Source organism: Myxococcus sp. AM009 (assembly GCF_013372605.1).
GTDB lineage: Bacteria > Myxococcota > Myxococcia > Myxococcales > Myxococcaceae > Myxococcus > Myxococcus vastator.
In genome coordinates this window covers 1-11,686 of record NZ_JABXEP010000203.1, presented here as the reverse complement: position 1 = coordinate 11,686, position 11,686 = coordinate 1, and the positions used below count along the sequence as shown (strand labels likewise).

7 protein-coding genes and 1 pseudogene are annotated in these 11,686 nt (G+C 73.2%); 7 read left to right on the top strand and 1 reads right to left on the bottom strand.

Translation table 11 applies throughout. From position 1 onward, the window contains the following. Positions 1 to 122: 122 nt before the first annotated feature. From HV824_RS32145 to HV824_RS32130, 4 genes are all read left to right on the top strand, one after another. Positions 123 to 3,206 (top strand): MG2 domain-containing protein, encoded by a 3,084-nt coding sequence (locus HV824_RS32145; RefSeq protein WP_176424947.1) that lies wholly within the window; start codon positions 123 to 125, stop codon positions 3,204 to 3,206. After that, positions 3,203 to 5,626 (top strand): alpha-2-macroglobulin family protein, encoded by a 2,424-nt coding sequence (locus HV824_RS32140; RefSeq protein ID WP_255208505.1) that lies wholly within the window; start codon positions 3,203 to 3,205, stop codon positions 5,624 to 5,626. The genes HV824_RS32145 and HV824_RS32140 overlap by 4 nt, the downstream gene beginning before the upstream one ends. Positions 5,627 to 5,833: 207 nt before the next feature. Continuing rightward, on the top strand, positions 5,834 to 6,871 hold the full coding sequence (locus HV824_RS32135) for an effector-associated domain EAD1-containing protein (protein ID WP_176418298.1): 1,038 nt from the start codon (positions 5,834 to 5,836) through the stop codon (positions 6,869 to 6,871). A 43-nt stretch (positions 6,872 to 6,914) separates the two neighbouring features. After that, the gene (locus HV824_RS32130) at positions 6,915 to 9,299 is read left to right on the top strand and encodes a hypothetical protein (RefSeq protein ID WP_176424945.1); all 2,385 of its coding nucleotides are present in this window, start codon (positions 6,915 to 6,917) and stop codon (positions 9,297 to 9,299) included. Positions 9,300 to 9,309: 10 nt separating this feature from the next. Here HV824_RS32130 and HV824_RS32125 read toward each other — a convergent pair whose 3' ends face one another. After that, positions 9,310 to 10,119 carry an SDR family oxidoreductase gene (locus HV824_RS32125; protein ID WP_176424944.1) on the bottom strand — a complete coding sequence of 270 codons (810 nt, stop codon included), beginning with the start codon at positions 10,117 to 10,119 and terminating at the stop codon, positions 9,310 to 9,312. 114 nt (positions 10,120 to 10,233) lie between these two features. Here HV824_RS32125 and HV824_RS32120 point away from each other — a divergent pair, with 114 nt between their 5' ends. The 3 genes and pseudogenes from HV824_RS32120 to HV824_RS32110 all read left to right on the top strand — a co-directional run. Beyond that, positions 10,234 to 10,914: a MotA/TolQ/ExbB proton channel family protein gene (locus HV824_RS32120; RefSeq protein WP_176418295.1), complete on the top strand. Its 681-nt coding sequence runs from the start codon at positions 10,234 to 10,236 to the stop codon at positions 10,912 to 10,914. A gap of 3 nt (positions 10,915 to 10,917) precedes the next feature. After that, positions 10,918 to 11,352: a biopolymer transporter ExbD gene (locus tag HV824_RS32115; RefSeq protein WP_176424943.1), complete on the top strand. Its 435-nt coding sequence runs from the start codon at positions 10,918 to 10,920 to the stop codon at positions 11,350 to 11,352. A 16-nt stretch (positions 11,353 to 11,368) separates the two neighbouring features. Then, positions 11,369 to 11,686 (top strand): annotated as a pseudogene (locus HV824_RS32110) (energy transducer TonB); the annotation flags it as partial.

Here is an 11,686-nt window from a genome sequence, read left to right as displayed (position 1 = left end):
GATTTGGGCTTGGGCGCTGACAAGGGGCGGTGACCCTAGCGCACCGAATCGCGCCACGCGAAGAACGGGGGGCTCTTCAGGGCCCGCCTTCCCGGCATAGAGTGGACGGAAGGGGAGAACCGATGACAATCCGCTTCCGGCGCCGCCGGCTGCTGGGAGGAGGACTGGCTGCGTTGCTCGTGGGGGGCGCGGTGGCCTTTGCCTCCTGGGACGTCTGCCTTTCCGCCTGGGTCCTGCGAGGAGTGAAGGTGCCGAGCTGTCCCGACGGACAGTTCCGCCAGGTGGTGGAGGTCCATGGCTCCGGCCTGGCGCGCGGCGACACGGGGCAGGTGTTCGTCGTGACGCACGCGCTGGCGCCGCACCCGGAATCCGGCCAGATGATGAAGGCCCCGGTGACGAAGGCCACGGCCGCCATGTTCCTGGTGGACGGGGCGGGGAAGGAGACGCCGCTTCCCCTGGCCCAGGAGACGGACTGGACGCGCACCCAGGACGACCGGGGGCTGTCGGCCCGCGTGGTGGTGCCGGAGGTGCCGGACGGTGACTACCAGCTCCGGGCCCGCGTCACCTCGCCGCTGGGCACGGACACCGTGGATGCGCCGCTGCCGCTGTACGCCAATGCCCTGGCGCATGTGCTGACGGACCGGCCCCTGTACGAGCCGGGCCACGAGGTCCTCTTCCGCGCGGTGGTGCTGAGGGCCAAGGACCTGGCGCCGCTGGATGGGCGGCCGGGGACGTGGGTGGTGCGGGATTCCACCGGAGAGGTGGTGCTGGAGGAGCGCGCGCCGGCCGGGCCCTGGGGCGTGGTGGCCGGGCGCTTCCCGCTGGACCGCGGCGCGCCGCAAGGGACGTGGACGGTGAACTGGGTGAGCGGCGGGGCGCAGGCCTCGGCGTCCTTCGAGGTGAAGCCCTTCACCCTGCCGCGCTTCCGCGTGGAGGCGCGCAGCGCCCGGCCCTTCTGGCGCGCGGACGAGGTGCCGGTGGTGGATGGGCAGGTGACGTATGCCTCGGGCGCGCCGGTGGCCGCCGTCGAGGTGAGCCTGACGTGGGATGTCCAGGGTGACTGGCCCGCGCCGACGGAGTGGCAAACGGGAGGCCTGCCGGACCGCGCGCGCACCGACGCCGCGGGGCGCTTCCGCCTGTCGCTGCCGCGCGTGCCCATGGACCTGCGCGGGCAGGCGCGGCTCGTGGCGCGGCTGGTGGCGCGGGACGCGGCGGGAGACCGCATCGTAGGCGGCGTGTCGCTGCTGCTGGCCGAGGACGCGCTGCAGGTGTCGGCGGTGACGGAGGTGGAGGGCGGCCTGGCGCCGGGCTTCAACAACCGCGTCTATGTGCGCGCGACGACGGCCGCGGGGCAGGTGCTTCCGGGCACGGAGCTGACGGTGAAGCGCGCCTGGGACCCGCGGGACGAAGGCGTGCGCGCGGTGACGGACGAGGACGGCGTGGCCGTCTTCCAGCTGGACCCCGGGCCGCCCGTCAACGTCGTGGTGCCGCCCATGCCCGTGCGTCCGCCGCCGCCCGAGCCCACGGTGCGGCTGGGCCAGACGCGCAGCCTGCTGGCGCCGGGGATGGAGGCCTCGCTGGAGGACCTGCTCGCGCTGGAGAAGGCGTTGCCCGCGCTCGTGCCCTGTGCGCGCTTCGTGACGCGCGAGCAGGGCGAGCTGGATGTCGAGCTCGGCCTGCGCGTGAGTGCCTCGGGCGCGGTGCTGGACGTGGTGACGGGGGCGTCGCCGCTGCCCGCCTGCGTGGCCTCCGTGCTGCGTTCGCGCACGCTGCCCGCCGGGCGCGAGCGGGTCCTCCAGGTGGACCTGAGCGTGCGCGACCCGGGCCTGCCGGAGTTGGAGTTGGAGGTGGATTCGGCCCATGGCGCCCCTGAGTCGCTGGTGGCCGCGCTGGCGGACGCGGCCCGCGATGCGCGCGCGTGTCTGCCGCGGGACCTGAGCATGGAAGCCCCGCTGCCCGCGGCCTTGAGCTGGCGGCTGGGGAAGCGGGGCCTGGAGTCGCTGACCTGGGTGACGCTGCCGAAGCAGTCGGGCGCGCTGGCCGCGTCAGCCCTGCCCTGCATCCAGGAGCGCTTCGCGCGCGTCCGGCTGTCCGATGCGGCGCGGACGGAGGATGCCCTGGGCGTGGCGCACCTCACCGCCCAGCCATCCGCCGGAATGGGGCGCCAGGGCGTCGCCCAGGCCACCACCTTCCTGGGCTACGAGCTGAAGGTGAGCGGCACCCAGGGGGGAGAGGCCGTGGGCGAGACGAAGCTGGTGCTGCGTCCGGCGGAGGTGCCACCCACGCGCCTGCGCGCCACGCCCGTGCTGGCGCGCGGCGGCGAGGAGGTCCGCATCGAGCTGCTGCGCGGTCCCCGGTTCGCGGGCCCGCTGCCCGACACCCTGGTGCTCCAGGCGGGCAACCAACGGCTGGAAGCGAAGGTGGACAAGGCGACGCGCTCGGTCCGCTTCAAGCTGCCCGAGGACTTCGAGGGCTGGGCGATGACGGCCTGGGAAGGCGCGCAGGGCCGGGTGTACGTGGCGCCGCGCGCGCAGCTCTCCGTGGAGGTGACGCCGGACAAGCCGCGCTACGCCCCCGGCGAGCTGGCCCGGCTCCAGCTGCGGACGCGGGTGGATGGCCAGGACGGACCGGCGGCGGTGGGGCTCTTCGGCGTGGATGAGACGCTGGCGCAGCTGGCGCCGCTGCCAGGGCCGGACGCGCTGGGACAGCTGCGGCCCGTGCCCACGGTGTCCTCGCCGGCCTTTGGTGTCCTGGACGGCCAGGCGCTGGCCATGGGCCGCATCCGCGGGGCCAACGCGGCGTCGGCGGCGGTGCTGCGGGTGAGCGACGTGCCTCGGCGCGAGCACACGGAGCCCCGCGTGACGGTGAACGCCGTGACGGCCTTCGAGCCGGAGTCGGAGCTGACCGAGCCCTTCTACACCGTGCTGGGGGAGCTGCACGCGCAGGTGCGCGCCTGGGAGGAGAAGGCCCCCGAGGGGCAGACGCTGGACCCGGCGGGCATGGCCCGGTTGTGGGAGGGCGCGCTGGCGGCGTGTGAGCAGCGAGGTGACAAGGTGACGGATGCCTTTGGCCGCCGACTGAAGCTGTCGCGGCTGCCCGTGGACCTGCTGGCCCTCACCGACCCTCGGGCGGTGGTGTCCAGCGGCACGCGGCTGCCGGAGGACGTGGAGAACTGGAACGCTTGGGTTGCCCGGGAGGCGCCATGAATCGCTCGTTCTTCGCCGGGGTGGGCTGCTCCCTGGCGACCCTGGTGGGGTTGGTGATGTTCGTGGCGCTCTTCGGTGACAACGTGCGGCGCCTGTTCGGCGCTTCGGCGGAAGCGCTGGCGGGTGAGCCCGCGCCTCAGGCGACAAAGAGTCTCCGCGCCTTTGGACAGAGCTCCGCGTACGACGGCGAGCAGGAGGTGATGGCCGACGCTCCGGTCATGGCGGGGGCGCCGATGGCGCTGGAGGAGATGCCCGCGTTCGCGAACAAGCCCCGCGGCGCCCTCTTCGGGCTGGCCGCCGAGGGCTCGTCGAAGGGCGGGGGCGGCGCGGAGGCGGACGCCACGCCCAGCCGCGCCTGGTTCCCGGAGACGTTCCTCTTCGAGCCCCTGGTGGTGACGGACGCGTCCGGCGTGGCGACGGTGCCGGTGCGCGTGCCGGACCGCCTCACGCAGTGGCGGGTGCTGGCGCTGGCGCACTCGCGCTCGGGCGCGCAGTCCGGCACGGTGACGTCCTTCACGGGCACGCTGCCCACGTACGTGGACCCGGTGCTGCCGGCCTTCCTGCGCGCGGGCGACGCCGTGCGGATGCCGGTGCAGGTGATGAACACCACGGACGCGGCGGTGGAGGCGTCCTTGAAGGTGGAGGTGCCGGGCGCGCTGGTGGAGGGCGGCAGCCGCACCGTGCGCGTTCCGGCGCGCGGCAGCGTGGTGGAGTACGTCACGGTGCGGGTGGCCATGCCGGGGCAGGTGGCGGTGCGCGCGGCGCTGGGCGCCACCGACGCGGTGGTGCGGGACTTCCCCGTGTGGTCCACGGGGCGACCGGTGATGGAGACGCGCGGTGGCACGCTGGCGGCGCCGCGCTCGCTGTCGCTCTCCGGGGCGGTGGACGCGCAGCCAGGGAGCGAGCGCGTCCGGGTGCGGGTGTTCCCCGGCGGGCTGGGCGTGCTGCGCTCGGAGTTGCTGAACGCGAGCGCGCGCGAGGACGTGTCCGGCGTGGCCTATTCGCTGCTGCTGGCGGGCCGCGCGCCGCGGCTCCTGACCGCGCTGGGGGAGACGCGGTCCGCGGAGGCGCTGAAGGCGCTGAGCACGCCCGGGCAGCGGCTGAAGGCGCCCGTGCCTCCGGAGCCCGGCGAGGTGGACGTGGAGTCGGTGCGGACGGGGCTGATGCGGGCGACGCAGCGCGCGCTGCGGTGGAGCCGCGCGCCGGACGTGGCCACGGCGGCGCTGCTGGCGGAGGGCGCGTTGGCGCATCCGGACAACCCGGTGCTGGCCCGCCTGGGCGAGCGGCTGGCCGCGCAGGTGGCGGCGGCGCAGCTCCCGGACGGCACCTGTCAGGGCGGCTCCGGCTGGACGCTCCAGCGGCTGCTGGTGGCCACCGCGGACTGCACGCGCGCGGTGACCGCGGCGGCGGTGACGCCGGAGGGCAAGCGCCGCGCGGCCTTCTTCACCGCGCGGGCCTCGGGCGCGCTGGAGCGCAACCGGGCGCACGTCAAGGACGGCTACACGGCGGCGGCGCTGCTCGCGAGCGGCGCGGTGACGGGCTCGCTGCGCGACTCACTGCGCGAGCAGGTGCGGGACGCCGTGCAGCGGCGCGACGAGGGCGCCGCGTTCCTGCCCGTGGAGGAGGGCGTGGTGGACGCCGCGGGCGGCACGCCGACGGAGGCCGAGGCCACCGCGCTGGCCGTGCTGGCCCTGGAGGGCGACGCGAAGGCCCCCGTGGCGGACCTGGGCGCCGCGTTGCTCGCCAGCTACGAGCCAGTGAATGGCTGGGGAAACGGGCGCGCCAACCGCCTGGCGTTGCAGGCCGTGGTGTCCCTCTTCCGGGAACCGCTGCCCGCCCAGGTGCGGGTGGTGCTGGAGCGGGATGGCCAGGTCATCACCGAGGGCACCTTCGACGCCAAGGCCCTGCGCGAGGTGATGTCGCTGGAGGCGGCGGCGCCGGGCTCTGGCGGCGCGCATACCTGGACGGTGCGCGCGGAGCCCGCGGTGCCCGGGCTGGGCTTCGCGCTGGCGTTGAGCGCCGCGGTGCCGTGGACGCAGCAGGCACAGGCAGGTCTGGAGCTGTCCGTGGAGGTGCCCTCGGACGCGAAGGTGGGGCAGCCGTCGGAGGTGACGCTCCAGGCGTCCACGCCGTCAGGCCTGCCGCTGGTGATTCGCCACGGGCTGCCCGCGGGCGTGCAGGTGGACACCGCCAGCCTGGAGGCGCTCGTGCAAGAAGGGAAGGTGGCGTCCTGGGAGAGCGAGGATGGCGCGGTGACGCTGCGGCTTCATCCCCGAGGGCCGGGCGAGCCCTTCCAGGCGCGCTTCCGCGTCATCCCGACGCTGGCGGGCACGCTCCAGGGAGGCGCGTCGTCGCTGATGGCCCTGTCGCGGCCTGACCTGGTGTCCTACGTACCCCCCGCTACGTGGGCCATCCGCTGAGGGGAAATCGCTGTCACTTCCTGCCCCCCGGGCCACTGCCCTGGCGCCGGGAGGCGCGTTATGTGTCGACTCGTGGTGACTTCACGGGCCTCCAGGAAATGTAGTCCGCGCTCCCAACTGGGCACCCACGCAGGGGATGCACAGGTTTCCCAGCAGCAACACGGAGTCGCAACCGCTCCCAGGGTTGTTTCGTCGTGGGTGGCAAGCATGGAGCTCGACGGCGCGGAGAGGGACGAGCTACAGCGGGCGCTGACCAGCGCGTTTGCCTCGGTGGAGCACCTCCGCCGGGTCGTGGCCGCCACCTGCCGCAGGGATTTGGAGGCGCTGGGCATCTCCGGCGGGCTGCGTGAGCGCGTCTTCACGCTCATCCACATGGCGGAGGCGGAGGGCTGGCTGCGCGAGTTGATTCGCGGCGCCTACCAGGCCCTGCCCCGGCACCCCCGCCTCCAACGCTTCGTGCAGGTGTACCTCGCGTCCGTCCAGCGCAGCATCCCCCGCGTCGGACTGGAGCGCATCTTCGGCAGCGGCCGGGCGGACGCCGAGCGCGAGCGCTGGCGCAAGCGCCTGACCTCCATCGAGCGGCAGGTGTGCCGCGTGGAGCCGGAGGTGGGCGCGGCGCTGGGCACGGGCTTCCTGGTGTCCCCCAACGTCGTGCTCACCAACTTCCACGTCATCGAGAACAGGCTGCTGGAGTCGCTGCGGGTGCGCTTCGGCCGCAAGGTCCTCCAGGACGGGACGCTGCTCCATCCGGGGACGGTGTACCGCGTGACGCGCTGTCTGGCGCGCAGTCCCTACAGCCCCGCGGACCTGATGCACCCGCGTCCGCGCGATGCCACGCCGGGCGAGCTGGACTACGCCTTCCTCGAGGTGGCGGGCGTGCCCGGCGAGGACCTGGTCGACGGGGAGCCCCGAGGCTGGCTGGCGCTGCCCGACTCGCGGGAGTCCTTCACGCCCGGCAGCCTGGTGCTCATCGTCCAGCACCCGGCGGGCCAGCCGATGAGCGTCGCGCTCGATGAGTTCCTGGGCGTCAACCCGGGCCGCACGCGCGTGGCGTACCGCGCGTGTACGGGGCCGGGCTCCTCGGGGGCCCCCTGCTTCACCCAGGACCTGCGGCTGGCAGCGCTGCACCACAGCGGCGGGCCTCGTGTCCCGTCCGCGTCGGTGGGACACAACGAGGGCATCCCCATCGACACCATCCGCGGCAGCCTGTCCGGGAGCATGTTGAACCAACTGGGCTGGGCGTAGGGCGCGAAGTGGAGGCATGGGGGGCGCCTGATACAGTCAGTGAATGCGCTTTGCTGGCACCCGTCCCGCCGTCACCCACTCCGCGTGGGGGCTCGTGCGTCTCCCGGCCCTGCTCCTGTTGCTCGCCCTTCCTTGGAGGGCCAGCGCCGAGCCCTCGCTGCGCGTGGCGGGTGCCTCCGCCAGCAACGAGGTGAAGCTGCGGACGGCGTCGGAGGACTTCCGGCACGTGCTGCGCGTGGACCTGCTGGGCGCGTCGGAGGGGGGCGGCGACGTGGCGGTGGCTGGCGGCGTGGTTCGCGGTGGCGACGGCGAGCTGCCCGGGGGCGTGACGGTGCTGGTGGATCCACTCCAGTCCCAGGACGGCGTGCAGGTGGCGTTGCAGGCCGTGGTGAAGGAAGCGGAGGCTGGGAGCGCCACGGTGCCCATCTCCACGCGGCGCCCCATTCACGTCGAGCTGACCGGGCGCCTGCCCGTCACGGGTGACTACACGGGCCACGTGGTGCTGGTGCACGCGCGAGGGCGGGAGACCACCGCGCTCATCGTCACGCGCGTGCAGGCGGTGCCCGCGGTGCAGTTCATCGCCACGTCGCCGGCGGTGACGTCCGCGGGCTGGGGCTGGGGCTCCATCGACGCCACCGTGCGGCTGCCGTTCAAGGAGACGGCGGGCGTGGGCGGCGTCGTGTCGGTGCCCCAGTTGCTGCAGCTTCAGCGCAAGGCGCCGGACATGGACTCGGCCCTCATCCAGCCGCGCTTCCAGGGCGTGCGCTTCGCGCTGGAGGGCGGGAAGCCGGATGGCGGCAACCTGGACATCACGTCCCTGGAAGGCGGCCTTCCCGTGAGCGCGCATGGGAGCGGCGCGCTGCTCTTGAGCCTGCGGGGCCTGGAAGGGCCGGGGGAGTACACCGGCACCGTGCGCCTGTCGGTGCGCTCGGGCCTGCCGGTGGAGCAGCCCTTCACCTTGTGGGTGAGCTCGCCCTGGCTTTGGGGCGCGTTGCTCATCGCGGCGGGGGCCGTGTCGTCGTTCGGCGTGCGCCTGTACTCGCAGCGCATCCGGCCCCGGACGCTGCGCTTGCAGCGGGTCATGGAGCTGCACCGCCGGCTCCAGGCCGTGGTGAGCGGGCAGGGGGCTCGGGCGCGCGAGGTGGGGCAGGTGATGCTGGGACAGGTGAACGGGCTCGCGTCGGAGATTCGCCGGCCGGTGCGAGGCATCCGCGTCGGCGACGAGGCGCTGACCGCGCTGGAGCCTCGCCTGCGCCTGTATGGCGCGTGGTGTGACACCTCACGCAAGCTGGATGTGCTCCCGGCGGAGCTGCGCCCGGAGCAGGCGAGCCAGTTGCTGGCGGAGGTGGAGGGCGCGCTGCGCGCGGAGGACAGCGCCACCGAGCGTCTGGACAGCCTCGCCGCCAAGGTGCGGGAGCTGGACGTGGACGGGCTGGCGCGGGCCGGGCTGGAGGCGCGGTTGCAGGACATCGACCGGCAGGCGCAGACGCTGGTGGACCAGCACGGTGGAGACTCGCTGGGCTTCCGGCTCAAGTTCGAGCTGATGTCCCCGCTGGAGTCCGTCCGGAAGCAGCTGGCCCAGGGCGCGCTGGACGCGGCCCGGCGACAGCTCGAATCCGCTCGCCGCTCCTACTTCGACATCCTGTGCGAGGAGCTGTCCGAATCCCTGGCGGCCCGCACGCCGCCGCGCGGCTTCACGGAGGAGGAGTGGGCCGCCCTGACCCAGCGCGTGAAGTCCCTGCTGGAGAGGGCCCGGGAGCGGGCCAACACCAGCGTGGATGATGCCGTCCGCATGTACCAGGGCGCGCACGCCGCCTACGTGCGCCAGCTCATCGAGGAGATGCGCGGCGCGGTGGACGAGGCGCGGCAGGTCAGCGAGTCCGACGCACAGACGCAGGCGCTCGAGGAGGTGGAGGCGCTCCTGGGCGAGGCCCAGGGCCTCCTGGTGACCGCGTCGTCGCACGAGGCCGCGGTGAAGTATGGCGAGGCGCGCGTCCGGTTCGTCTCCGCCAGTCAGTCCCAGCGGACGGCGAGGAGCATCCTCCTGGAGTCCGCGTTGGGTGATGTGGGAGCGGGGGCGCCCTCCGTGCCTCCGCCCACCGCGCCCAGCGGCGGCAGCATCCCCGCGCTGCCGGAGGCGCCCGCGGGGGCGCCCGCGCTGGGCGACTTCGAGGGCATGCCGCTGCCATCGCCCCGTCACATGTGGCTGGTGGAGCTGGGCGTGCTGGCGCTGCTCACCACGGTGGCGGTGGGGCTGGGGCTTCAGTTGCTCAACGTCTTCTCGCCCACGTGGGGCGGCTTCGGCGCGGGCATGACGGCCTTCCTCTGGGGCTTCGGCCTGCACCAGGTGGGCAACGCCACCTTCGAGGGAATCACCGGGCTGCTGACGCGCGTGGAGCGGCCGGCCACGCCTCCGCCGGCCGTCTGAGCCGCGCGGGTTACCGCTGCCGGTCCTGGATGGCCTTCGCGGCGATGCGGTCCACCACGCCCGGGGCCACCAGCTTGAGGAACTGGGCGACGCGGGCCTTGGTCGTCATGACCACCTCGCGCTCGCGTCGCTCCATGGCGCGCAGGATGATGGCCACGCAGGTGTCCACGTTCATGTTGCCCGCGCTCTCGTCGTGCTTGCTCCGCCCAACGGGCTGGCCGTCCGCGCCCAGCGCGCTGTCGCGGATGTGGGTGGCGACGAAGCCGGGGCACACCACCGTCACGTCCACGCCGGTGCCGCGCAGCTCGATTCGCAGCGAGTCGAAGAAGCCGTGCATGGCGTGCTTGCTGGCCGCGTAGCCGCTGCGGTTGGGCACGCCCGTCTTGCCCGTGAGGGACGACACCGCCACCACCAGCCCGCGCCGGGCCTTGAGGTGGGGCAGGGCGTGGTGGGTGCAGTACACCGCGCCCAGGTAGTTGATGCGCATCAGCCGGTCGAAGAGGGACAGGTCCTGCACCTCGTCCACGCGCGCGTCCATCGTCACGCCCGCGTTGTTGACGAGCACGTCGACGCCGCCGAAGACCTCCGCCGCGCGCTCCACCAGGTGGCGGCAGGCCTCCGCGTCACCGACATCGGTGGGCACCACCACCGCGCGCCCGCCAGCCGCCTCGCACCGGGCCTTCACCCGCTGGAGCGCCTCCTCGTTGCGCGCCGCCAGCACCAGGTTGGCGCCGCGTCCGGCCAGCACCACCGCCAGCGCCTCGCCAATGCCCGCCGAGGCGCCCGTGACGACCACCGTTTTTCCTCGCATGGCGCGCATTCTGGCCCCTCGCTGTCAGAGGGGCCCGGAAAAAATCCGACCACCGAGTGACACTTAAATCCGGGTCCGGTGTTCCGGTCGCGCCAACGTGTTTTCGCGACAGGAAAAGACACCATGCCGTCCATCGCCGTCCTCGCCCAGGCGCACCCGGAGCAGCTGGGCTGGCTCAGCAGCAAGCTGCTGGGGGTGACGCTCACCTCCGCGGAGTGGGTGCTGTGGGTGCTGGTGTGTCTGTCGGTGCTCTCCATCGCCATCATGCTGGAGCGCACGGTGTACTTCGCCCGTCACCGGCTGCCGGACTCGGAGGCCCTGGCGGTGCGGCTGTCGCGCGGTGAGCTGGACGCGGTGAAGGCCGCCATCCAGGGGCGTCAGGGCATGGAGGCCGCCATCCTGCGCGAAGGGCTGGCGTGCGCCGACCAGGGCGCGGACACGGTGGAGCAGGTGATTGCCTCCACGCTGTCGCGCGAGCGCCCGCGCTACGAGCGCTTCCTGTCGTACCTGGGCACGCTGGGCAACAACGCGCCCTTCATCGGGCTGTTCGGCACGGTGCTGGGCATCATCAAGGCCTTCAATGACTTGGGGAAGATGAACGCCCAGGGCGGCGGCGGGGCCATGCAGCAGACCGTCATGGCGGGCATCTCCGAAGCGCTTGTCGCCACGGCCGTGGGGCTGGCGGTGGCGATTCCGGCGGTGGTGGCCTTCAACGTCTTCAGCCGTCAGCTCAAGACGCTCACCAGCCGCGCCAACGCCCTGGGCCACGCGCTGGTGGGCAGTCTCCGCGCGGAGGCCCGTTAGGCCATGGCGGGCGGCGCGCAGGACAACGACGACGAAATCACCGGCATCAACGTCACCCCGCTGGTGGACGTGGTGCTGGTGCTGCTCATCATCTTCATGGTGACGGCCAACTTCATCGTCCGCGAGACGGTGGAGGTGGACCTGCCCCGCGCCGCCAACGGCGGTGAGACGGTGCAGGGCCTGGTCAACGTGGTGCTGGACAAGGAGGGCAAGTTCTTCTTCGACGGCGCGGAGATGACGGAGCAGCAGCTGGAGGCCAAGGTCGCCGAGGCGGTGGCCAAGGACAAGGACACGCGCGCCATCATCAGCGCCGACCAGTCGATACCCTACGGCCGTGTCATGCGGCTCATCGACGTGGTGAAGGGCCAGGGCATCGCGAAGTTCGCCCTCAACATCGAGAAGGACGTGGCCCCCGCGGCCACGGCCCCCGCGCCCTGAGGCGAGGCGTCAGCGCATGAGCCAGGCGGTCCTCGACAACATTCCCACGGCGCCCACGCGCGACCGCTCGCTGGCCGTGGTGGGCGTCTTCCTGCTCGTGTCGCTGGGGCTTCACGTCGGCGGCTTCTGGGCGCTCGGTGAAGGCGACGCGCGCTCGCGCCCCGCGCCCAGGCGCCCCGTGGAGATGGTGATGGTGGAGGTGGTGAAGCCGCCCCCGCCGCTCATTGTCGGCATGACGATGTCCTCCACCACCAGCGCGGGCTCGTTCGCCGCGCCCGTGGGCAACACCGCCTATGGCAGGACGGGCCCCACCGCGAAGGACCCCAAGGACGTG